A 22,345-nucleotide genomic window follows, 5' to 3' on the forward strand; every position below is an offset into this window, starting at 1 on the left:
CTTAGCGGATACAAGCTGCTGCGCCCACCCGTGCGCGGTCAAACCTTGGCGGCGACCGGCGTCGATTTGCTGCGCGGACGCAGTTGTGCGGTGGCCATCGCCGCATCGGTGACACCGGTTTCGGCGCGCATGCCGGCCGCCAGGAACGGCACCATCAGGCGCATGACCTGTTCGATGGAGGTGTTGACGCCGAAATCGGTCTCGGCAATTGCACGCAGCGCCTTGATACCGGACATGCTGAACGCTGCGGCGCCGAGCATGAAGTGCACGCGCCAGAACAGCTCGATCGGTGGAATCCGTGGTGCGGACTCATTGACCAGCAGCATGTAACGACGGAACACCTTGCCGTACATGTCTTCAAGGTAACGCCGCAGGTGACCCTGGCTCTGGCTGAACGCAAGACCCAGCAAACGCATGAAGATCGACAGGTCGTTGCCGCTGCGCGGCTGAACCACCAGAGCCTGTTCGACAAGGATTTCCAGCAGCTCTTCGAGGGTCGGCTTGTTTTCAGGCTTGGCCTGACGCCGCTCCAGTTCTTTATCGAGGCTGATGCAGAACGGCCCGAGAAAACGCGAGAACACCGCCTGGATCAACGCTTTTTTCGAACCGAAGTGATAGTTCACCGCTGCCAGGTTGACGCCTGCCTTGCTGGTGATCAAACGCAATGAGGTTTCAGCGAAACCTTTCTCCGCGAACAACTGCTCGGCAGCATCAAGAATGCGTTCAACGGTTTCCGACTGGGCCATGGCTACTCCGCCTGACAAACACTTGTTTGAAACATACGTTTCAGCCTGTGCCTTGTCAAGCCTGCCGGTTCGTTTTGGGAATGGTCGGTCAGCTATTTAACCACACAAGCCCATCGCATTAATAAACACCCCTGCCGACCGTCTGGCGGCCGGTAAAAAAACGGGCATTGCCAAGACCGCTTCACTGTATATAATCCCAGTCACTGTATAAAAAGACAGAGCGATCAATATGCTAAAGCTGACGCCACGCCAAGCCGAGATTCTGGCCTTTATCAAACGCTGCCTCGAAGACAACGGCTACCCGCCAACCCGTGCGGAAATCGCTCAGGAGCTGGGCTTCAAGTCGCCCAACGCGGCAGAAGAACACCTGAAGGCACTGGCCCGCAAGGGCGCCATCGAGATGACGCCTGGCGCTTCCCGCGGCATTCGCATCCCGGGCTTCGAAGCCAAGGCCGACGACTCCACCCTGCCGATCATTGGCCGGGTCGCTGCCGGCGCACCGATTCTCGCCCAGCAGCACATCGAAGAATCCTGCAACATCAACCCTGCCTTCTTCCATCCACGCGCCGACTACCTGCTGCGCGTTCACGGCATGAGCATGAAGGACATCGGTATTTTCGACGGTGACCTGCTGGCGGTTCATACCACCCGCGAAGCCCGTAACGGCCAGGTTGTCGTGGCGCGAATCGGTGATGAAGTGACCGTCAAACGCTTCAAGCGTGAAGGCAGCAAGGTCTGGCTGATCGCCGAAAACCCTGAGTTCGCTCCTATCGAAGTTGACCTGAAAGATCAGGAACTGGTGATCGAAGGCTTGAGTGTCGGCGTAATCCGCCGCTAAAGGAGGCTTTATGCAGTTCCCACACACACCTCAGCAAACACAACTGCCTTTATTCGAAGCGTTTCTGGCGCAACCGATGGCGCCGATCCTGAAAGAAGTGGTCGAGCGTCCCTGGAATGCCGAACCCGAAGTATTCAGTGAGCTGTCACTGCGCGGTGCGGCCGGGAACTGCCTGAACCTGCTCGCCCCGATCCTGCGCGAACTCAGCGAGGACCAGGACGCACGCTGGCTGACGCTGATTGCGCCACCGGCCAGCCTGACCCAGGCATGGCTTCGGGATGCGGGCCTGAATCGTGAACGGATTCTACTGCTGCAACCGCGCGGCACTCAGAGCGCCCAGCAACTGGCCTGCGAAGCACTGCGCCTGGCGCGCAGTCATACGGTGGTGACCTGGCTCAACCCGCTGAATGCCCAATCGCGGCAACAACTGATCAGCGCTGCACGCACGGGCGACGCTCAAAGCCTGAACATCCGATTGGGTTGACTCACTGACAACGCGCGCTGTTTGGAGCGCAGGGCTTCTCCAGGGACAGAGAAGCCGATCTGAAGCGGTACCGACAAAAACAGGCAGGGATCAATGAAGAACCCGTGGCCCCTCATCTTTATCAAACTCACCTTCGATCATCCGACCCGCCATCTGCACGCCAACACTCAACATCGCCTTGGCGATCTCGACATGCTGCCCCTGCAGGAACGTCTTGGCATCCTCGGAGAAATCCAGCGTCACCAGAGAACCCTCGTCCTCAGCCCTGCGCAGTTCGATTCGGCCGTCTGGTAACTCGACAATTTCTAGAAAGGACGTTGGCATATAGGTCTGTTCTCCACGAAAGGCAGGGATTATATAGACATCATTCAGGCTTCGCTCGGGATCTTGACCAGCAGCATGTTTCATATTGCCACCGTGTCAATCGACCTCAACACTCGTTCAATCCTTCGCGAAAACGAATGGCCAAGCCTTTGAGATTCTGCCGCCAGCTCTCCAGCTCTTCGCGAGTCAGTTCCTGCGGCGCCTCCTCTTCATCCAGATTAACGGCCTGAATCAACGGCTGCGTCACATCGCCCTTGGGCTTGTGCGGCACCCGTGGAGGCTGGAACAGCGCCGAATGCGCCGCCAATAGTTTCGCCAGCCAGGTTTCCGGATTACCTGCCAGCTCAATCATCTCGGCCAATTCGGGGATCGCAATCGTTTCCAGCACTTCGCGGGTCAGCAAAACCTCGGCTCGAGGCGCGCTGGCCTGGGGCAAACGATAGAACCCGGCAATCTCATGGCATAAACCCAACAGCGCGCCATAGAGGTGGAATAACGCGGATTCACGTCCCGCCTGAATCAACGCCAACGCGTTCATCGCTCGCCCCTCTTCGGCGCGCGCCAGCGCTTCCAGCGACAAGCCGGCAAAATAGATCTTCTGATTGGTGCGGGTATAGAGTTCGTGCGCCATGCCGGCAGTCTCCACAGCGAAATAATTACGTCACACAGACCTGACAGTGTCATGGATCAGCGGAGCCGACCGCAAGCATAAAACAAAAAGGCCGCATGAAACCCGAGGGTCATCATGCGGCCTTTTGTGTATCGGACCGGCGCTTACTCAGCCTTGGCTTTCGTGCGCTTGTCTTCAACGGTCCACTTGCCACCGTCGTAGAACGCTTTCCAGCCGGTAGGCTTGCCGTCGACTTCGGTCTGCACGTATTGCTCCTTGGTCTTGCGGCTGTAGCGGATCACCGCCGGCAGGCCGTCAGGGTCCTTCTGTGGCGCTTCACACAGGAAGTGGTACTTCGGATCGATTTCGTCCTTGTGCGGCAGAATTTCAATCACCAGCGGAGCACGGGTCTCACGGTTTTTCGGGAACTGACTGGCCGCGAGGAACAGACCGGAAGCACCGTCGCGCAGGATGTAGGTGTCGTTGACCTTTTCGCATTTCAGCTCAGGCATCTTCACCGGATCCATCTTCGGCGGCGCCGCATCACCGCTCTTGAGCAGTTTGCGGGTGTTCTTGCAGGTCGGGTTGGTGCAACCGAAGAACTTGCCGAAACGGCCGGTCTTGAGTTGCATCTCGCTGCCACACTTGTCGCATTCCAGGCTTGGACCTTCGTAGCCCTTGATGCGGTAGTTACCCTCTTCGATCTCGTAGCCCGCGCAATCCGGGTTGTTACCGCAGATGTGCAGTTTGCGTTTCTCGTCGAGCAGATAGGCATCCATCGCCGTGCTGCAGATCGGGCAGCGATGCTTGCCACGCAGCACCAGCGATTCCGACTCACCTTCGTCGTCCGCAGCAATTTCGTCGCCCGGCACCAGGTTGACGGTGGCCTTGCAGCGCTCCTTCGGCGGCAGGCTGTAGCCTGAGCAACCGAGGAACACACCGGTCGAGGCGGTACGGATCTGCATCGGACGGCCGCACGTGGTGCACGGAATGTCGGTCATGACCGGCTGATTGGCACGCATGCCATTGTCCGGATTCTCGGCTACCTCGAGCTTCTTCTTGAAATCGCCATAGAACTCGTCCAACACGTTTTTCCAGTCACGCTCGCCCTGGGCCACGTCATCGAGGTTCTCTTCCATGCCGGCAGTGAAGCCGTAGTCCATGAGGTTGGAAAAGCTCTCGGACAGACGCTCAGTGACGATGTCGCCCATCTTTTCCGAATAGAAACGACGGTTGTGCAGGGTCACATAGCCGCGGTCCTGAATGGTCGAAATGATCGCTGCGTAGGTCGAAGGACGACCGATGCCGCGTTTTTCCATTTCCTTGACCAGACTGGCTTCGGAGTAACGCGCCGGCGGCTTGGTGAAGTGCTGGGACGGATCGAGCTTGATCAGCTTCATCACGTCGCCTTGCGCCATGTCCGGCAGAACATCGTCATCGCCAGGCTTGGCGATCTGCGGCAGAACGCGGGTGTAACCGTCGAACTTGAGGATGCGGCCCTTGGCACGCAGCTCGAAGTCACCCGCCGCCACACTGACGGTGGTCGACAGGTATTGCGCCGGCAGCATCTGGCAAGCGAGGAACTGGCGCCAGATCAGCTCATACAGACGCTCAGCATCACGCTCCATACCAGCCAGCTTGCTCGGCGTGGTGTTGGCGTCGGACGGACGAATCGCTTCGTGAGCCTCTTGTGCGCCTTCCTTGCTGCTGTAGACGTTCGGCGTTTCCGGCAGGTACTTCTTGCCGAACTCATCTTCGATGTAAGTGCGCGCCATCGCCACGGCATCGGCCGACAGGTTGGTCGAGTCGGTACGCATATAAGTGATGTAGCCAGCTTCGTACAGACGCTGGGCCATCATCATGGTTTTCTTCACGCCAAAGCCCAGGCGGTTGCTTGCGGCCTGTTGCAGGGTGGACGTGATGAACGGTGCCGACGGCTTGCTGCTGGTCGGTTTGTCTTCGCGCTTGACGATGCTGTAGCTGGAGGACTTGAGTTTCTCCAGTGCAGCCGTGGCCTGTGCTTCATTCAGCGGCTTGAAGGCTTCACCCTTTTCACGCGCCACTTCGAAACGCACGGTCGAGCCCTTGGCAGTGCCAAGGTCGGCGTGCACTTCCCAGTATTCTTCCGGGTTGAACGCACGGATTTCGCGCTCGCGCTCGACCACCAGCTTCACGGCAACCGATTGCACGCGACCGGCGGACAGGCCACGGGCAATCTTGGCCCACAGCAGCGGCGAGACCATGTAGCCCACGACGCGGTCGAGGAAACGACGCGCCTGCTGGGCATTCACACGGTCGATGTCCAGCTCGCCGGGCTCGGAGAAGGCCTCCTGAATCGCCTTCTTGGTGATTTCGTTGAACACCACGCGCTTGTAGCGGCTGTCGTCACCACCGATGGCTTCGCGCAGGTGCCAGGCAATGGCTTCCCCCTCGCGATCCAAGTCGGTTGCGAGATAGATGGTGTCAGCATCCTTGGCGAGCCGGCGCAGCTCTTCGATGACCTTTTCCTTGCCCGGGAGGATCTCGTACTTGGCCTTCCAGCCATGATCGGGATCGACACCCATACGTGAGACCAACTGCTTGCGCGCCTTCTCTTTCGGCGTGAGCACCGGACCTTCGCCTGCAGCGGCCTTGCCACGCTTGGCGGCTGGCTCTTTGCTGGCGCTAGCCGAACCGCTGGTGGGCAGGTCTCGGATATGGCCGATACTCGACTTCACCACGTATTGGTTACCCAGATACTTGTTGATGGTCTTGGCCTTAGCCGGGGATTCCACAATGACCAGCGATTTGCCCATGGATCAGAAAATTCCTGAATTCTAGAAGTGAAAGGCGGTTGGCGCCTGACGCGGCACCGCTATATATAGTTGATACAAGGTGAGGTCAAGCACAGGGTTCTGTGCACACTCGCCTCATGCCTTGGTAAAAAGGCTCGGTTCGGCTTGCACCAAAGCAAAGCGTGGCACCTGCTCGCCGTCAACCTCGACCGACTCGACGAACATGCTCAAAGGGCGCACCCAAAAGCCGTAATCGCCATACAGGGCTTGGTAAAAGACCACTTCTTCCTCGGTCTCGGAATGCCGCGCAACACTGAATACGCGGTACTGCGGACCTTTGTAATGTTGGTAGAGCCCAGGTTGTATCGGCATGCTTCGGCCCTCACTCAAATTTTTTCAAAATAAAAACAAAATAAATCCGCAAAAACAAAAACCGGGGCACTTGGCCCCGGCTTCCATCGACGAGACGCTTAAACGCGTTCGAAGACGGTGGAGATGCCTTGGCCGAGACCAATGCACATAGTGGCCACCCCGAAGGTGCCGCTATTCTGCTTCATCACGTTCAGCAAGGTGCCGGAAATACGCGCACCGGAGCAACCGAACGGGTGACCCAGGGCGATCGCGCCGCCGTGCAGGTTAACCTTCTCGTTCATCTTGTCGAGTACTTTCAGATCTTTCAGCACTGGCAGGGCCTGTGCAGCGAAAGCTTCGTTGAGCTCGAAGAAGTCGATATCGTTGATGCCAAGGCCCGCACGCTTCAGGGCTTTTTGTGTGGCCGGAACTGGACCATAGCCCATGATCGCCGGATCCACACCCGCCACTGCCATCGAACGGATCACCGCCATCGGCTGAATGCCCAGGTCCTGCGCACGCTGCGCCGACATCACGATCATGCACGAAGCACCATCGGTGATCTGCGACGAAGTACCCGCAGTCACGGTGCCGCCCTTTGGATTGAAGGCCGGCTTGAGGGCCGCCAGACTTTCCAGGGTGGTTTCCGGACGAATGGTTTCGTCGTAGTCGAACAGTTTCAGGAAACCGTTCTCGTCATAGCCCTGCATCGGGATGATTTCGTCTTTGAACTTGCCTTCCACAGTTGCCTTGTGGGCCAACTGGTGGGAACGCACGCCGAAAGCGTCTTGCTGTTCGCGAGTGATGCCGTGCATTTTGCCGAGCATTTCAGCGGTCAGGCCCATCATGCCCGAGGCTTTCGCCGCGTACAGGGACATGTGCGGGTTCGGATCGACACCGTGCATCATGCTGACGTGGCCCATATGCTCGACGCCGCCAACCACGAACACGTCACCGTTGCCGGTCATGATCGCTTGCGCGGCAGTGTGCAGGGCACTCATCGACGAACCGCACAGACGGCTGACGGTCTGGCCGGCCGAGGTGTGCGGGATCTGGGTCATCAGCGACGCCATGCGCGCGATGTTCCAGCCCTGCTCCAGAGTCTGGTTCACACAGCCCCAGATCACGTCCTCGACTTCAGCAGGATCGACCTTGGCGTTGCGTTCCAGCAGCTTGCTGATCAGGTGCGCCGACATGTCTTCGGCGCGGGTGTTGCGGTGCATGCCGCCCTTGGAGCGGCCCATCGGAGTACGACCGAAGTCGACAATCACGACGTCTCTAGGATTCAAGCTCATAAGTTCACTCTCACTCTAGTTGGGGGCGCTTAACCGAAGAAGCTCTGGCCGTTTTTGGCCATTTCGCGCAGCTTCGCGGTCGGGTGGTACAGCGCGCCCAAATCAGCGTACTGGTCAGCCAGGGCAACGAACTCGGCAACACCGATCGAATCGATGTAGCGCAGCGCACCGCCACGGAATGGAGGGAAACCGATACCGTAGACCAGACCCATGTCGGCTTCGGCGGCGGTTTCAACGATGCCGTCTTCCAGGCAACGCACGGTTTCCAGGCACAGCGGGATCATCATCCAGTTGATGATGTCTTCGTCAGTGACTTCGCGCTGCTCGTAAACGATCGGCTTGAGCACTTCCAGCACCGATGGATCGGCAACCTTCTTCTGCTTGCCTTTCTTGTCGGCTTCGTAGGCGTAGAAGCCCTTGCCGTTTTTCTGACCCAGGCGCTTGGCTTCGTACAGCACGTCGATGGCCGAACGACGGTCATCCTTCATGCGGTCCGGGAAACCTTCAGCCATCACGTCACGACCGTGGTGACCGGTGTCGATGCCGACCACGTCCATCAGGTATGCCGGGCCCATTGGCCAGCCGAATTTTTCCATGACCTTGTCGATGCGGACGAAGTCGACACCGGCGCTGACCAGCTTGGCGAAGCCGCCGAAGTACGGGAACAGTACGCGGTTGACCAGGAAGCCCGGGCAGTCATTGACCACGATCGGGTTCTTGCCCATTTTCTTGGCGTAGGCAACGGTGGTGGCAACGGCCAGTTCGCTGGACTTCTCGCCACGGATCACTTCCACCAGCGGCATCATGTGCACCGGGTTGAAGAAGTGCATGCCGACGAAGTTTTCCGGACGCTTGAGGGCCTTGGCCAGCAGGCTGATGGAAATGGTCGAGGTGTTGGACGCGAGGATGGTGTCCTCTTTGACCTGAGCTTCAACTTCGGCCAGTACAGCTTGCTTGACCTTCGGGTTCTCGACGACCGCTTCAACCACCAGATCGACGTGACCGAAGTCGCCGTAGGACAGGGTCGGACGAATGCCGTTGAGCACTTCAGCCATTTTCGCAGCGGTCATGCGACCTTTATCAACGCGGCCAACCAGCAGTTTCGCGGCTTCGGCCAGACCCTGCTCGATACCGTGCTCGTTGATGTCCTTCATCAGGATCGGCGTGCCTTTGGAGGCCGACTGATAGGCGATACCGCCACCCATGATGCCGGCGCCGAGTACGGCAGCCTGCTTCACGTCTTTGGCGATTTCGTCGTAGGCCTTGGCCTTTTTCTTCAGTTCCTGATCGTTCAGGAACAGACCGATCAAGCTCTGCGCGGCAGAGGTCTTGGCCAGTTTGACGAAACCGGCGGCTTCGACTTCCAGCGCCTTGTCACGACCGAAGTTCGCGGCTTTCTGGATGGTCTTGATTGCTTCGACCGGCGCCGGGTAGTTCGGGCCTGCTTGACCGGCGACGAAACCTTTGGCGGTTTCGAAAGCCATCATTTGTTCGATGGCGTTCAACTTGAGTTTTTCAAGTTTCGGCTGACGCTTGGCCTTGAAGTCGAACTCGCCGGAGATGGCGCGCTTGATCAGTTCAAGGGCAGCTTCCTGCAGCTTCTCTGGAGCAACCACGGCGTCAACGGCGCTGACTTTCAGGGCGTCTTCAGGGCGGTTTTCCTTGCCGGCGGCAATCCACTCGATGGCATTGTCGACACCGATCAGACGCGGCAGACGCACAGTGCCACCGAAGCCTGGGTAGATGCCCAGTTTGACTTCCGGCAGACCAATCTTGGCTTTGGTCGACATGACGCGATAGTCAGCCGCCAGGCACATTTCCAGACCGCCGCCCAGCGCGATGCCGTTGATGGCCGCTACGGTAGGAACGTTGAGGTCTTCGAAATCGCTGAAGATCTTGTTGGCTTCGAGATTGCCAGCAACCAGCTCGGCATCCGGCAGCTTGAAGTTGTCGACAAATTCGGTGATGTCGGCGCCGACGATGAACACGTCCTTGCCACTGCTGACGATCACGCCCTTGATCGAAGCATCTGCCTTGATGGTGTCTACGGCCTGACGCAGTTCGTTCAGGGTTAGACGGTTGAACTTGTTGACGGACTCACCCTTGAGGTCGAATTTCAATTCGACGATGCCACTTTCAAGAGCTTTAACCGTGATGGCTTTACCTTCGTAAATCATCAACTGATCTCCACGATATGGAAGCTGAACAGTACACGTCGGACGCAGGCGAATGGCTCGGCAGGACGCTTTTTCGTCGATGCTAACGCCAATCCACCCGGCACACCCGCCAACGCGATAGTCGGGATTCTGTAGGAGCAGTCTGTAAGACAAACGCTCAATTCATACGCCCGTTTGATTTGGGTACGTCACCTTCACGGAATTTCCGACAATTGTCAATCGCCCAAAATACGGGTTCAAATGCGACTTTGCGGTCATTTCCGTACCACGCAGACGTGCAACACACGCCTGCATGTGAAGCCATTCATAGAATCAATAGTTAGAAAATTCGCCCTAATTCACAACGAACCCTGTTTAAAAGGCTACGCTGGCTGGACTACAGTGAGATGTGCTGATCAGAGATTGCCCGATACAGCCTCGAAAAGAATTTCCGGCCTGCCTGGCCAAACCCGCCCGACGAATCATGTCGGGCTTTTTATTGCTCGTCTGCCGGACGCTTCACACCGTTGCAGTGCGAAAATTCCGCGCATCACGCCAGCGCTTTCAGAGTCGCGTCGATATCCTGCAAGACCGTGGCTTCGCCCTTCTCGCCCCAATACAAGGCGATCATCTGCTTGTCGGCCTCGACTTTGAAAACGTTGCCCGGCAACTTTTCGAAATGATTAAGCAGCGCCCGGTCTTCGCAGACTTCCTGCCACTGATTGACCCACACCCCCGGCGCTTTCTGCCAGTAAGCCCAGCATGCCGGTTGATTGCCACGGCGCGGCCGATGGTATTGCGCGCACGGATTGGGCGGCTCCTGCCCCAGCCAGTGCGGCCATTCCTGAGGCGCCAGTTGCATGGCCAGACCAATGCGGCGCGCCTCCATGCGCAGGGCCATGCGACCGCTTTGAACACGCGAAGGGCGCAACCAGGCCAGCGGACTTAATACCACCAGCAGGATTGACACCACTAACCAGACCGTCATATCTCTATTCCCAATTCTTGGTGAGCGCATTGTGTCACTTTGGAACCAATGCGCTTGAAACCAGCCATACTTAACAATATTGAAACCTCACGAGGAGCACCTCATGCCCTACTCCCATATCCTGGTCGCCGTAGATCTGACCGAAGAGTGCGACCCTGTGATTCACCGCGCCCGAGAGCTGTCGGCGAGCAACGGCGCCAAGCTGTCGCTGGTACATATCGTCGAACCAATGGCGATGGCGTTCGGCGGCGACGTGCCGATGGATCTGTCACAACTGCAACAACAGCAGTTCGATCAGGCCAAGGAGCGTCTCGAGCGCCTGAAAACCAAATACGCAGAGCTTGAGGGCGCCAATTGCCACCTGACCTATGGTCAGCCACGCCAGGAAATCCATCATTTCGCCAAGGAAAACCATTGCGACCTGATCGTCGTCGGCAGCCATGGCCGTCACGGCCTGGCGCTGTTGCTTGGCTCCACGGCCAATGACGTACTGCACGGCGCGCCTTGCGATGTACTGGCGGTGCACCTGGTCAAACGCTGAAACACCAGGCCCGCTCCTATTGAATCTCGACCCGCATGTGAAAAGCCCGGCCTCACGCAAATGAGGCCGGGCTTTTTTGTCACCGGATCAGTCAGGCATCCAGCTCGGCCCAACGCTCCACCAGTGCATCCAGCTCAGCCTGCAACTGCTCCAGCGAAGCAATTACCTTGGCCGTCTCGGTCGGCGGACGCTGATAGAAACCAGCTTCGGCCATTTCAGCCTCGACCGCAGCGATCTGCTGTTCCTTGGCGTCGATGTCACCCGGCAACGCTTCCAGCTCGCGCTGCAGCTTGTAGCTCAGTTTCTTCTTGGCCGCCGGCGCGACAGCGGCAGGCTCAGCAACCACAGCAGGCTCAGCGGTAACCACCGCCGAATTCAGGTCAGCCTTGCCCGACTTGCTCTCGGTCACGCCCAGCAGGCGCGGCGAGCCGCCCTGACGGATCCAGTCCTGATAACCACCGACGTATTCACGTACCTTGCCTTCACCTTCGAAAACCAGGGTACTGGTGACCACGTTGTCGAGGAATGCCCGGTCGTGACTGACCATCAGCACGGTGCCGTTGAAGGTCAACAGCACTTCTTCGAGCAGCTCGAGGGTTTCCACATCGAGGTCGTTGGTCGGTTCGTCGAGGACCAGCAGGTTCGCCGGCTTGCTGAACAGCTTCGCCAACAGCAAACGCGCACGCTCGCCACCGGACAGCGCCTTCACCGGTGTGCGCGCACGCTGCGGGCTGAACAGGAAGTCGCCGAGGTAGCTCAGCACGTGGCGGCTCTGACCGTCGATGTCGATAAAATCGCGACCTTCGGCGACGTTGTCGATCACGGTCTTTTCCAGATCCAGCTGATGGCGCAACTGGTCGAAGTAGGCCACGTCGATCCGGGTGCCCTCTTCCACTGTGCCGCTGGTCGGTTGCAGGCCGTTTAGCATCAGCTTGAGCAAGGTGGTCTTGCCGGTACCGTTGGCGCCGAGCAGACCGATACGGTCGCCGCGCTGCAGGACCATCGAGAAGTCCTTGATCAGGAACGGGCCGTCCGGGTGATGGAAGCTGACATTTTCCAACACCATCACTTGCTTGCCGGACTTGTCGGCGGTTTCCAGCTGAATGTTCGCCTTGCCGGTGCGCTCGCGACGCTCGCTGCGCTCAACACGCAGGGCTTTCAGGGCGCGGACACGGCCTTCGTTACGGGTACGACGGGCCTTGATGCCTTGACGGATCCACACTTCTTCCTGGGCCAGACGCTTGTCGAACAGCGCGTTGGCGGTTTCTTCAGCAGCCAGCGCGGCTTCTTTATGTACCAGGAAGCTGGCGTAGTCGCCGTTCCAGTCGATCAGGCCGCCGCGGTCCAGCTCGAGGATGCGTGTGGCGAGGTTTTGCAGGAAAGAACGGTCGTGCGTGATGAACAGCACGGCACCCTGGAAATCCTTCAGAGCTTCTTCGAGCCAGGCAATTGCACCGATGTCCAGGTGGTTGGTGGGTTCGTCGAGCAACAGCAGATCCGGCTCGGACACCAGCGCCTGCGCCAGCAGAACGCGACGACGCCAGCCGCCGGACAGTTCGGCGAGGGTCTTGTCGGCCGGCAGTTGCAGGCGGCTCAGGGTGCTGTCGACCAGGGTCTGCAAGCGCCAGCCGTCACGAGCTTCGAGGTCGTGCTGGACGTGCATCAGCTTGTCCAGATCGGCATCGGTGACGATGTTCTGGCTCAGGTGATGGTATTCGGCGAGCAAGGCGCCAACGCCATCGAGGCCTTCGGCAACCACGTCGAACACGGTCCGCTCGTCGGCCACCGGCAATTCTTGCGGCAATTCGCCGATTTTCAGACCGGGGGCACGCCACACCGAGCCGTCATCGGGCTTCTGGTCGCCCTTGACCAGTTTCATCATGCTGGACTTGCCAGTGCCGTTGCGGCCGATGATGCACACCCGCTCACCACGGGCGATCTGCCAGGACACCTTGTCCAACAACGGCATCGCGCCGAATGCAAGGGACACATCGCTGAATTTGAGCAGGGTCATGAGCTTCTCCAAAAACCGGGCGCGCATTCTACCTGACTTAGGGCTTCAACAGGCCGGCAATTTGTCTGTCGAAGCACTCTGCACAACATTTGTTGCGAACTTGTGCTGCATGGGTCGCAAAGCTTTCGCCCGTTGCTGGCAAAAGGCTAAGCTACAGACAATTCAGTGCTGGCCGCGGCCGGTGCTTGTCATGATTTCTCTGCCCGGATGTCTCATGCGCAGTCGCCTTTTCAGTGTCTTGTCCTGTTTGCTACTTACCGCCGCTGCCGCTCAATCCGCCCAGGCGGTGGACCTGTCCACCCAACGCCAGTATTACGATGAAGCCAAGCGCGCCCTGGCCAAGGGCGACACCGGCCCGTACTTCCGTTACAGCCAGGCCCTGGCCGATTATCCGCTGGAACCGTATCTGGCTTACGACGAGTTGACCGCACGTCTGAAGACCGCGAGCAACGCCGAGATCGAGAAATTCCTCGCCGAGCACGGCGACCTGCCGCAGGCCAACTGGATGAAACTGCGCTGGTTGCGCTGGCTGGCCGACCGCGGCGACTGGGCGACCTTCACCAGGTATTACGACCCTAAACTGAACTTTACCGAACTGGACTGCCTCAACGCGCAGAACCAGATCAGCAGCGGCCACAAGGCCGAAGGTTACGCCAACGCCGACAAACTGTGGCTGACCGGCAAATCGCAACCGGCGGCCTGTGACGGGCTGTTCGGGATCTGGGCCGCCGATGGCCAACTGACCGAACAGAAACGCTGGGAGCGCACCAAACTGGCCGCCCAGGCGCGTAACTATCCGTTGGCCAACAGTCTGGTCAACGGCCTGACCACCCTCGCCCCACGCGGTCGCGTGTTGGTGGATGTCGCACAGAAGCCCGAACTGCTCAACCAGCCGTCGCGCTTCACCCCGGCCGACGAGCCGATGTCCGACGTGGTCAGCCTCGGCCTGCGTCGCCTCGCCCGTCAGGATCCGGACAAGGCCATGGCCCTGCTCGATGGTTACGCCAGCAGCATGCACTTCTCCCGTGACGAGAAAGTCGCGATCGCCCGGGAAATCGGCCTGACGCTGGCTCGGCGTTTCGACAGCCGGGCGCTGGACGTGATGACCAAGTACGACCCGGAACTGCGCGACAACACCGTTTCCGAATGGCGCCTGCGCCTGCTGCTGCGTCTGGCCCGCTGGGACGACGCCTATCAGTTGACCCGCCGGCTGCCGCAGGATCTGGCCACCACCAACCGCTGGCGCTATTGGCAGGCCCGCAGTCTGGAATTGGCGCAGCCACGGAACCCGGAAGCGCAGACGCTGTACAAGAATCTGGCCAAGGAACGCGACTTCTACGGCTTCCTCGCCGCCGACCGCTCGCAACTGCCGTACTCGGTGATGAACAAGCCGCTGGTACTGAGCCAGGCGACCATCAACAAAGTGCGTAACACCCCCGGCGTGCGACGCGCCCTGGAATTCCATGCCCGCGGGCAGATCGTCGACGGTCGCCGCGAGTGGTACCACGTCAGCCGCCATTTCAACCGCGACGAAATGGTCGCCCAGGCCAAACTGGCCTACGACCTGAAATGGTACTTCCCGGCAATCCGCACCATCAGTCAGGCGCAATACTGGGATGATCTCGATATCCGTTTCCCGATGGCGCACCGTGACACCCTCGTGCGCGAAGCCAAGGTGCGCGGCCTGCATTCCAGTTGGGTGTTCGCCATCACCCGTCAGGAAAGCGCGTTCATGGACGACGCCCGCTCCGGCGTCGGCGCCAGCGGCCTGATGCAACTGATGCCCGGCACCGCCAAGGAAACCGCGCGCAAGTTCAGCATCCCACTGGCCTCGCCCCAGCAAGTGCTCGACCCGGACAAGAACATCCAGCTCGGCGCCGCTTACCTGAGCCAGGTGCACAGCCAGTTCAACGGCAACCGCGTCCTCGCCTCCGCCGCCTACAACGCAGGCCCGGGCCGCGTTCGCCAATGGCTGCGCGGCGCCGACCACCTGAGCTTCGACGTCTGGGTGGAAAGCATCCCGTTCGACGAAACCCGCCAGTATGTGCAGAACGTGCTGTCTTATTCGGTGATCTACGGCCAGAAGCTCAACTCGCCGCAGCCGCTGGTGGATTGGCATGAGCGGTATTTCGATGACCAATGATCTGTAGACGCTGCCGCAGGCGGTGATCTTTTGCTGCAAAAAAATGCCCGCACTTGGATGCGGGCATTTTTTTGCAGCAAGATCAAAGATCGCCGCCTGCGACAACGTCTACACGGCGATCGCGTGGCCGTCGTTGAACTGCAACGCGGCCAACCGCGCGTACAGCGGATTACTGACGATCAGCTCCTGATGGGTGCCGATTGCCACCAGTTTTCCCTGGTCCATCACCGCGATCCGGTCAGCGTTTTTCACGGTAGCCAGACGATGCGCGATCACCAGCGTGGTGCGGTTGTGCATCAGGCTTGGCAGCGCTTCCTGAATCAGGTGTTCGCTTTGCGCATCGAGGGCGCTGGTAGCTTCGTCCAGCAGCAGGATCGGCGCATCGACCAGCAACGCCCGAGCGATCGCCAGACGCTGACGCTGGCCGCCAGAGAGGCCGAGGCCAGCGTCGCCCAGATGCGTCTGATAACCCTGCGGCATCTTTTCGATGAAATCATGGGCGTGGGCGATTTTCGCCGCTTCCTTGACCTGTTCCAGCGTCGCGCCCGGGCAACCGTAACGGATGTTGTCTTCGACGCTGCCGAAAAACAGCGCAGGCGATTGCGAGACCAGGGCGAAATTGCGGCGCAGGTCCAATGGGTCAAGGCTGGTCAGCGGCACGCCGTCGATCAGGATCCGCCCTTCAATCGGGTCGTAGAAGCGCAACAGCAAATCGTAAACCGTGGACTTGCCGGCGCCGGACGGCCCGACTAGCGCCAAGGTCTCGCCAGCGCGAATAGTCAGATTCAAGCCATTGACGGCGTAGCTTTCCGGACGCGACGGGTAGGAAAAACGCACATCCTGCAATTGCAGTTCGCCCTTGACTCGTTCCGGCAAGGTCACCAGTCCAGTGGTCGGGGGCCGGATGATGTTCTGCGAACTCAACAGTTCGGCGATGCGCTCGGCAGCACCCGCCGCACGTTGCAGTTCACCGATGACTTCGCTCAAGGTGCCGATCGCACTGCCGACGATCAGGCTGTAGAAGACGAACGCCGCCAGTTCGCCACCGGTGATACGCCCGGCAATTACGTCCATGCCGCCCACCCACAACATCACCGCCACCGCGCCCAGCACCAGCACGATCACCACGGTGATCATCCATGAACGCTGAAAGATGCGTTTACGCGCGGTGTCGAACGCGTCCTCGACGGTTGTCGCGAAACGCTGCTCATCCTGCACCTGATGGTTGTAGGCCTGTACGGTCTTGATCTGGCCGAGGGTTTCGGAAACGTAGCTGCCGATATCGGCGACGCGGTCCTGGCTCAGCCGCGAGAGATTGCGTACACGCCGGCCGAAAATCAGGATCGGTGCGACCACGAACGGCAAGGCAATCACCACGATGCTGGTGAGCTTTGCATTGGTCACGAACAGCAACACGACGCCGCCGATAACCATCAGCAGGTTACGCAGGAACATCGACAGCGAGGAGCCGATCACCGACTGCAGCAGTGTGGTGTCGGCAGTCAGGCGTGACTGGATCTCCGAACTGCGGTTGTTCTCATAAAAGCCGGGGTGCAGATAGACCAGGTGGTTGAACACTTCACGCCGGATATCCGCCACACAGCGCTCGCCAATCCACGACACCCAGTAAAACCGCGCGAACGTGCCGACTGCCAGGCCCAGTACCATCAACATGAAAATGCCGATGCTCTGGTTCAACTGGTGCGGCGACTGGGTCATGAAGCCCCGATCGACCAGCAATTTGATCCCCTGCCCCATCGACAACGTGACAGCGGCGGTGACGATCAACGCCAGCAGCGCACCGATGACCTGCCAACGGTAGGGGGCCAGGAATCGGCTGGTCAGGCGCAGGGCGCGACGGTGCCGGGAAGAAAGCTTCGGGGTCATTCAGGTACACATCCGTGTTGATGAAAGGGGCTAGCCTAAACCTTCTATGGGGTGGAACTCTGTAAATCACAATGAGTCAGGTTAAATATGCCCCCAAAGACTAGGCCATAGTTGCTATCGGTCTAAAGTGCCGGTTGAGACGAGCGGTCATTTCTGTTTGAGTGGAGATGCCGCTTTTGACAGTCCCCAGGGAGTTGTCACAGCCTGGTCACGTGGCGGTTTTAATCTACGCGCACAACCTGATGAGGAGACAGGCCATGTCCTTGCAACACAGCAGCGATGACAAGATTCAAGTGATCCGCACCAAGCCCGGCCAACCTCTTGGTTGCTCCATCATTGACAAGGAGGGGCGTGAAGTACCGATCACTGAAGACATGATCCAGGACGCCTGCCGCGAACTGGAGAAGCGATTGGTCAAGCCTGCCGAACAAAAGTGATATAGCCAGCGTCTTCCGACCCGGCCCCTTTCTGGCCGGGTTTTTTCTGCCCGCAAATTGCCAAGTGTGGTGCGACCATCGCGGGCAGGGCCGCGCCCACAAGTCCAGTGGCTAGTTCAAGTCTTGAGTAACACAGAGAACCTGGGGGAGCTGGCTTGCCAGCGATAGAGCCGATTTGATCGCTAGACAGCCACCGCCCCAAGCGCTGCCACAATCTGCTGCAACACTGGCGAATCCCCCTCGATCCGCACCTTCAGCCCCTCAATCTCGCGTCGCACCGGATACTGCTTGCGCAACACATCAAAGGCCGCACGCTGCTCAGCGCCATTGCCTACAAGGCTGCGGCGGAAATCCGCATCATCCCGGCGCGGGTCGTACACGCCACGGCACAACATCGCCAGCGCCCAGGCCGGATCGCTGTCGGCGTGCAGGGTGACTTGCGACAGCCACGGCGCCGGCAGCAAGTCACTGAGCTGGATGCTCGCCGGTTGGCCAATGAAATTGCAGTAGGCCTGATAGATCTGCGCCGTCCCGCGCTGTTTGCCATCAAGGCTGTAACCGGCAATGTGCGGCGTGGCCAGTACGCAGAGTTCGGCCAGCGCGACATCGACCTCGGGTTCGGCCTCCCAGACATCGAGCGCCGCTTGCAGGTCTTCACGCTCCAGCAGCACTTTACGCAACGCAGCGTTATCGACCACCGGACCGCGCGCAGCATTGATCAGCCAGGCTCCGGGTTTAAGCTGATGCAATCGCGCCTGATCGAGCAGGTGCCAGGTCGCGCCGTCACCGCTGCGGGTCAACGGGGTATGCAGACTGATCACGTCGCACTGCTCAAGGATCTGCTCCAGACTGACGTAATCGCCACCCTCGGCCGCCTGCCGTGGTGGATCGCAGACTTTCACGTTCCAGCCCAGGCCTTTGAGCACTTTGATCAGCCGACCACCGACCTCGCCGGCACCGACCACGCCATAGGTGCGTTGCGTCAGATCGACGCCTTCGATTTCGGCGAGCGTCATCAGAGTGCCGAGCACGTAATCGACCACCCCCCGAGCGTTGCAACCCGGCGCACTGGACCAGGTGATCCCCGCTTCGGCGAAATAATCGAGGTCCAGGTGATCGGTGCCGATGGTGCACGTGCCCACAAAGCGCACCCGGCTGCCTTCCAGCAACGCCCGGTTGACCTGGGTCACCGAGCGCACCAGCAGCACGTCGGCCTGCTCGACCGTCGCACGGTCGATGGAACGGCCTGGCACCCGGCGGATCTCGCCGAAACCGGCAAAAAAGGCATCGAGCAGCGGGATATTTTCGTCGGCAACAATCAGCATGGCGGGCTCCTTTGGCGGATCGGCAGTTTAGGTGCAGATCCACCGTTGGGCCAGTGCAGACTGCATCGTGGCGAGGGCGCTTGCTCGCGCCAGACTGTGCAGCGGACGGAAAGTCTGCCCTCGGGTTTTCCCTGAGCTACCGCACTGGATAGTCCCGGGGACGCTTCGTCCCCAGCGGGAGCAAGCGCCCTCGCCATAGTTGACGGGTCTGTTGATTACAAATCCGCAACAGAGGATTTTTCCTGACCAAGGTGTCAGCGGCGTAGAATGCGGCGCCTTGCGCATCAACACCTTTGGACGCTTCGCCTGTGAATTCCGTAACTGACCAACCTGTCGCTGTCTCCCTCACCCGCCCCGCGCGTATCCGCCTGGAGTTCAAGACCCTGCTCGCCCTGGCGCTGCCGATCATCATCGCGCAGCTGGCGACCACGGCCATGGGCTTCGTCGATGCAGTCATGGCCGGCCGCGTCGGACCACGGGATCTGGCGGCGGTGGCACTGGGCAACTCGATCTGGGTCCCGGTGTTTCTGCTGATGACTGGCACCCTGCTGGCCACCACCCCCAAGGTTGCCCAACGGTTCGGCGCCGGCACCCACAGCGAAATCGGCCCGATCGTCCGTCAGGCATTGTGGCTGGCGCTGGTGGTCGGCCTGATCGCGACGTCGATGCTGGTCGCCGCCGAGCCGGTGTTGCACCTGATGAAGGTCGATCCGGAATTGATCGGCCCGTGCATGCAGTACCTGCACGGTATCGCCAGCGGTCTGCCAGCGGTTGCGATCTATCACGTGCTGCGCTGCACCAGTGACGGCATCGGCCGCACCCGTCCGGCGATGGTGCTGGGCCTATGCGGTCTGGCACTGAACATTCCGCTGAACTACATCTTCATCTATGGCCACTTCGGCGTGCCGGCCATGGGCGGCGTCGGCTGCGGTTGGGCCACGGCAATCGTGATGTGGGTCATGGCGCTGGGTCTGGCCGGTTACGAGCGCTGGGCCCCAGCCTATCGTTCGAGCGAGATCTTCAGCCGCTTCGACTGGCCACAATGGGCAGTGATCAAGCGTCTGCTGGCGGTCGGTCTGCCGATCGGCATCGCGGTGTTTGCCGAGTCGAGCATCTTCGCAGTGATCGCGCTGTTGATCGGAAGCCTCGGCGCCACTGTGGTGGCCGGGCATCAGATTGCGCTGAACGTCAGCTCGCTGGTGTTCATGATTCCGTATTCCCTCGGCATGGCGGTGACCGTCCGCGTCGGCCAGGCACTCGGTCGTGAAGAGCCCCGGGAAGCACGTTTCGCCGCCGGCGTCGGCATGGGCACCGCGCTGGCGTACGCCTGTCTGTCGGCGAGCATGATGCTGTTGTTGCGCGAGCCGATTGCGGCGATCTACACCGCGGATCCGACCGTGATTCATATCGCGGCGATGCTGATCGTGTACTCGGCGCTGTTCCAGTTTTCCGACGCGATTCAGGTCACTGCCGCCGGCGCCCTGCGCGGTTATCAGGACACGCGGGTGACGATGATCCTGACCTTGTTCGCCTACTGGGGTATCGGTTTGCCGGTGGGTTACGCCCTCGGTTTGACCGACTGGCTCGGCGCGCCACGGGGCCCGAGTGGTTTGTGGCAAGGTTTGATCGTCGGTTTGAGCTGTGCGGCACTGATGTTGTCGATCCGTCTGACCCGCAGTGCGCGCAAGCGTATCCGGATCAGTCGTTCGCTGGGCTGAGCCTTCTCTTTACACCGGAACAAAAAATGTGGGAGCCAGCCTGCTGGCTCCCACAGTTGTTTGTGCGCTGCCTGGGTTTCAGGCGTGTTTCTTGCGGATCCAGTACAGATAGGTACCGGACTCTTCGTGCTGCTCGACCAGCTCGTGGTCGAGAAACACGCAGAACTTGGGAATGTCGCGCTTGGTCGAGGGATCGGTGGCGATCACCTTGAGCAGGCCGCCGGGCACCAGATCGCGAATGTGCTGGTGCAGCATCATCACCGGCTCCGGGCAATTGAGGCCGGTGGCGTCGAGGGTGCCGTCGACCGGGGTATCGATCATTTCACTCATGATTCACTCCTGAAACTGGCCGGCATTGTCGCGCATTGCCGAGCGTGTGGCGAGGGAGCTTGCTCCCGCTCGGCGGCGTAGCCGTCGTAAAACCTTTTTGCCCGGTGCGCCGGAACTAACATGGATGCTGAATTCAGGGCCGCCTCGCAGCCCTGCGGGAGCAAGTCACTCGCCATAACGGCCAGTTACATATTTCAGCGGGATTTGGCTTTCTTGATGTCGTGACGGCGCAGGTGGCACGTCACTTCTTCGCGGTCGTGATACAGCTGCTTGCAGCCGATATCGACCTTGATCCCACGGGCCTTGAAACCATCGGCGATGCGCTCGAGCAAACGTTTCACTTCGGCATAACGCTGCTTCATCGGCAGCTTCAGGTTGACCACCGCCTCGCGGCAATGGCCCTCGCCAATCCATTCTTCGAGCATCGCCGCGTTACGTGCCGGCTTCTCGACAATGTCGCAGACCATCCAGTCCACCGGTTGCTTGGGCTTGAAGGTGAAACCATCGGCCATCAGGTGCTGAACCAGGCCAGTGTCCATCAGGCTTTCAGCCATCGGACCGTTATCAATGGCGGTCACCAGCATGCCGCGGTTGACCAGTTGCCAGGTCCAGCCGCCCGGCGCGGCGCCGAGATCCACACCGGTCATGTCACTGTGCAAGCGATCTTCCCACTGATCCCGCGGAATGAAGTGGTGCCAGGCCTCTTCCAGTTTCAACGTCGAACGGCTGGGCGCTTCTCGGGGAAACTTCAGGCGTGGAATACCCATTGGCCACATCGCCGAGTTACCCGCATCAGCCATGCCGAGGAACACTTCGCGGCCACTCTTGAAGGTCAGCAACAGACGCGGCTTGCTGGCGTCCTCCACCAGTTTGCCGGCAGCAGTCAATGCCTTGCGCAGCGGACCTTCGAATTTCTTGCAGAAGTTCGACAGCTCCTTGCCATCGTTGGTGTCGACGACTTCCAGCCACAGGCTGCCGAATACCGGAAAATCGGCCATATGCGCGAGGATCACGCTGATGCGGTCGTTTTCCGGCAGATCAATGAAAAGTCCGCGCGCCCACTGGCGTGGGAAAATCAACTCGGCAAAACGCTGACCGCGCATCAGGCGCTCGGCGCCGTCTTCTTCGGTGCAGACGAACTCGGCGTACGCAGTGGCCGCTTTAGCCTTGGCGTAACCGGCCACGTTGAGCTGGGCGGCGAGGTCGGAAATTTCCGAACAGACTTCGCCTTCGAAGCCTGGCCGGCAATGCATGAATAGGGTGTTCATTCTTACTCCTGGGCAGAGGGCGGACATTCGGCCCCTGCGCGCTGCTCAAGCCTTGCGATGAAGCAAAGCCTGTCACGAAAACCGGCGCATGATAGCCGAGTTCGGAACCTTGGACT

19 protein-coding genes are annotated in these 22,345 nt (G+C 59.8%); 6 read left to right on the forward strand and 13 right to left on the reverse strand.

Features of this window, described 5'->3' with window-relative positions; translation table 11 throughout:
• Positions 1-38: 38 nt before the first annotated feature.
• Positions 39-746: a TetR/AcrR family transcriptional regulator gene (locus tag HV782_RS19795; RefSeq protein ID WP_186748435.1), complete on the reverse strand. Its 708-nt coding sequence runs from the start codon at positions 744-746 to the stop codon at positions 39-41.
• Positions 747-975: 229 nt separating this feature from the next.
• Here HV782_RS19795 and lexA point away from each other — a divergent pair, with 229 nt between their 5' ends.
• Both lexA and sulA read left to right on the forward strand, forming a co-directional pair.
• On the forward strand, positions 976-1,584 hold the full coding sequence (gene lexA / locus HV782_RS19800) for a transcriptional repressor LexA (protein ID WP_003226590.1): 609 nt from the start codon (positions 976-978) through the stop codon (positions 1,582-1,584).
• Positions 1,585-1,594: 10 nt separating this feature from the next.
• Entirely contained in the window at positions 1,595-2,068 is a 474-nt protein-coding gene (sulA, locus tag HV782_RS19805; protein WP_123461931.1) for an SOS-induced cell division inhibitor SulA, read from the forward strand.
• A gap of 90 nt (positions 2,069-2,158) precedes the next feature.
• On the opposite strand, the gene HV782_RS19810 is transcribed toward sulA, so the two are convergent.
• The 7 genes from HV782_RS19810 to HV782_RS19840 form a co-directional block, all read right to left on the reverse strand.
• On the reverse strand, positions 2,159-2,392 hold the full coding sequence (locus HV782_RS19810) for a hypothetical protein (protein ID WP_064392830.1): 234 nt from the start codon (positions 2,390-2,392) through the stop codon (positions 2,159-2,161).
• A 106-nt stretch (positions 2,393-2,498) separates the two neighbouring features.
• A complete protein-coding gene (locus tag HV782_RS19815; RefSeq protein WP_123461929.1) occupies positions 2,499-3,023 on the reverse strand; it encodes a DUF6586 family protein in 525 nt (174 codons plus the stop codon).
• A 143-nt stretch (positions 3,024-3,166) separates the two neighbouring features.
• On the reverse strand, positions 3,167-5,797 hold the full coding sequence (topA, locus tag HV782_RS19820; RefSeq protein ID WP_123461928.1) for a type I DNA topoisomerase: 2,631 nt from the start codon (positions 5,795-5,797) through the stop codon (positions 3,167-3,169).
• 114 nt (positions 5,798-5,911) lie between these two features.
• Complete coding sequence (locus tag HV782_RS19825) at positions 5,912-6,148, reverse strand: DUF1653 domain-containing protein (protein ID WP_123461926.1); 237 nt, start codon at positions 6,146-6,148, stop codon at positions 5,912-5,914.
• A 98-nt stretch (positions 6,149-6,246) separates the two neighbouring features.
• A complete protein-coding gene (gene fadA, locus HV782_RS19830; protein ID WP_007910465.1) occupies positions 6,247-7,422 on the reverse strand; it encodes an acetyl-CoA C-acyltransferase FadA in 1,176 nt (391 codons plus the stop codon).
• Between the two features lie 29 nt (positions 7,423-7,451).
• Entirely contained in the window at positions 7,452-9,599 is a 2,148-nt protein-coding gene (fadB, locus tag HV782_RS19835; RefSeq protein ID WP_123451295.1) for a fatty acid oxidation complex subunit alpha FadB, read from the reverse strand.
• Between the two features lie 529 nt (positions 9,600-10,128).
• A complete protein-coding gene (locus HV782_RS19840) occupies positions 10,129-10,566 on the reverse strand; it encodes a hypothetical protein (RefSeq protein WP_123461924.1) in 438 nt (145 codons plus the stop codon).
• A gap of 103 nt (positions 10,567-10,669) precedes the next feature.
• Here HV782_RS19840 and HV782_RS19845 point away from each other — a divergent pair, with 103 nt between their 5' ends.
• Entirely contained in the window at positions 10,670-11,107 is a 438-nt protein-coding gene (locus HV782_RS19845) for a universal stress protein (protein WP_123461922.1), read from the forward strand.
• Between the two features lie 91 nt (positions 11,108-11,198).
• Here the strand turns inward: HV782_RS19845 and HV782_RS19850 are convergent, their stop codons facing one another.
• On the reverse strand, positions 11,199-13,121 hold the full coding sequence (locus HV782_RS19850; RefSeq protein ID WP_123461920.1) for an ATP-binding cassette domain-containing protein: 1,923 nt from the start codon (positions 13,119-13,121) through the stop codon (positions 11,199-11,201).
• Positions 13,122-13,335: 214 nt separating this feature from the next.
• On the opposite strand from HV782_RS19850, the gene HV782_RS19855 reads away from it, so the two are divergent.
• The gene (locus tag HV782_RS19855) at positions 13,336-15,264 is read left to right on the forward strand and encodes a transglycosylase SLT domain-containing protein (protein WP_186748436.1); all 1,929 of its coding nucleotides are present in this window, start codon (positions 13,336-13,338) and stop codon (positions 15,262-15,264) included.
• Positions 15,265-15,372: 108 nt separating this feature from the next.
• Here HV782_RS19855 and HV782_RS19860 read toward each other — a convergent pair whose 3' ends face one another.
• Positions 15,373-17,151 (reverse strand): ABC transporter transmembrane domain-containing protein, encoded by a 1,779-nt coding sequence (locus HV782_RS19860; protein ID WP_186748438.1) that lies wholly within the window; start codon positions 17,149-17,151, stop codon positions 15,373-15,375.
• A 257-nt stretch (positions 17,152-17,408) separates the two neighbouring features.
• Between HV782_RS19860 and HV782_RS19865 the strand changes: the two genes are divergently transcribed.
• On the forward strand, positions 17,409-17,588 hold the full coding sequence (locus HV782_RS19865) for a PA1571 family protein (RefSeq protein ID WP_123461915.1): 180 nt from the start codon (positions 17,409-17,411) through the stop codon (positions 17,586-17,588).
• Between the two features lie 182 nt (positions 17,589-17,770).
• Here HV782_RS19865 and pdxB read toward each other — a convergent pair whose 3' ends face one another.
• Positions 17,771-18,913: a 4-phosphoerythronate dehydrogenase PdxB gene (pdxB, locus tag HV782_RS19870; RefSeq protein WP_186748439.1), complete on the reverse strand. Its 1,143-nt coding sequence runs from the start codon at positions 18,911-18,913 to the stop codon at positions 17,771-17,773.
• A 308-nt stretch (positions 18,914-19,221) separates the two neighbouring features.
• Here pdxB and HV782_RS19875 point away from each other — a divergent pair, with 308 nt between their 5' ends.
• Positions 19,222-20,631, forward strand: coding sequence for an MATE family efflux transporter (locus tag HV782_RS19875; RefSeq protein ID WP_123461911.1), 1,410 nt, complete (start codon positions 19,222-19,224; stop codon positions 20,629-20,631).
• A 78-nt stretch (positions 20,632-20,709) separates the two neighbouring features.
• Here HV782_RS19875 and tusA read toward each other — a convergent pair whose 3' ends face one another.
• Both tusA and rlmM read right to left on the reverse strand, forming a co-directional pair.
• Complete coding sequence (gene tusA, locus HV782_RS19880; RefSeq protein WP_123461909.1) at positions 20,710-20,961, reverse strand: sulfurtransferase TusA; 252 nt, start codon at positions 20,959-20,961, stop codon at positions 20,710-20,712.
• A 194-nt stretch (positions 20,962-21,155) separates the two neighbouring features.
• Positions 21,156-22,229, reverse strand: a complete 1,074-nt coding sequence (gene rlmM, locus HV782_RS19885) for a 23S rRNA (cytidine(2498)-2'-O)-methyltransferase RlmM (RefSeq protein WP_123461907.1) — start codon at positions 22,227-22,229, stop codon at positions 21,156-21,158.
• Positions 22,230-22,345 lie beyond the last annotated feature (116 nt).

The sequence above is a fragment of the Pseudomonas monsensis genome (assembly GCF_014268495.2).
Classification (GTDB): domain Bacteria; phylum Pseudomonadota; class Gammaproteobacteria; order Pseudomonadales; family Pseudomonadaceae; genus Aquipseudomonas; species Aquipseudomonas monsensis.

Excerpts from the sequence above, each read along its gene's own strand:
- HV782_RS19795 (WP_186748435.1), bottom strand. The coding sequence starts at position 746 with ATGGCCCAGTCGGAAACCGTTGAACGCATTCTTGATGCTGCCGAGCAG.
- lexA (WP_003226590.1), top strand. The coding sequence starts at position 976 with ATGCTAAAGCTGACGCCACGCCAAGCCGAGATTCTGGCCTTTATCAAA.
- sulA (WP_123461931.1), top strand. The coding sequence starts at position 1,595 with ATGCAGTTCCCACACACACCTCAGCAAACACAACTGCCTTTATTCGAA.
- HV782_RS19810 (WP_064392830.1), bottom strand. The coding sequence starts at position 2,392 with ATGCCAACGTCCTTTCTAGAAATTGTCGAGTTACCAGACGGCCGAATC.
- HV782_RS19815 (WP_123461929.1), bottom strand. The coding sequence starts at position 3,023 with ATGGCGCACGAACTCTATACCCGCACCAATCAGAAGATCTATTTTGCC.
- topA (WP_123461928.1), bottom strand. The coding sequence starts at position 5,797 with ATGGGCAAATCGCTGGTCATTGTGGAATCCCCGGCTAAGGCCAAGACC.
- HV782_RS19825 (WP_123461926.1), bottom strand. The coding sequence starts at position 6,148 with ATGCCGATACAACCTGGGCTCTACCAACATTACAAAGGTCCGCAGTAC.
- fadA (WP_007910465.1), bottom strand. The coding sequence starts at position 7,422 with ATGAGCTTGAATCCTAGAGACGTCGTGATTGTCGACTTCGGTCGTACT.
- fadB (WP_123451295.1), bottom strand. The coding sequence starts at position 9,599 with ATGATTTACGAAGGTAAAGCCATCACGGTTAAAGCTCTTGAAAGTGGC.
- HV782_RS19840 (WP_123461924.1), bottom strand. The coding sequence starts at position 10,566 with ATGACGGTCTGGTTAGTGGTGTCAATCCTGCTGGTGGTATTAAGTCCG.
- HV782_RS19845 (WP_123461922.1), top strand. The coding sequence starts at position 10,670 with ATGCCCTACTCCCATATCCTGGTCGCCGTAGATCTGACCGAAGAGTGC.
- HV782_RS19850 (WP_123461920.1), bottom strand. The coding sequence starts at position 13,121 with ATGACCCTGCTCAAATTCAGCGATGTGTCCCTTGCATTCGGCGCGATG.
- HV782_RS19855 (WP_186748436.1), top strand. The coding sequence starts at position 13,336 with ATGCGCAGTCGCCTTTTCAGTGTCTTGTCCTGTTTGCTACTTACCGCC.
- HV782_RS19860 (WP_186748438.1), bottom strand. The coding sequence starts at position 17,151 with ATGACCCCGAAGCTTTCTTCCCGGCACCGTCGCGCCCTGCGCCTGACC.
- HV782_RS19865 (WP_123461915.1), top strand. The coding sequence starts at position 17,409 with ATGTCCTTGCAACACAGCAGCGATGACAAGATTCAAGTGATCCGCACC.
- pdxB (WP_186748439.1), bottom strand. The coding sequence starts at position 18,913 with ATGCTGATTGTTGCCGACGAAAATATCCCGCTGCTCGATGCCTTTTTT.
- tusA (WP_123461909.1), bottom strand. The coding sequence starts at position 20,961 with ATGAGTGAAATGATCGATACCCCGGTCGACGGCACCCTCGACGCCACC.
- rlmM (WP_123461907.1), bottom strand. The coding sequence starts at position 22,229 with ATGAACACCCTATTCATGCATTGCCGGCCAGGCTTCGAAGGCGAAGTC.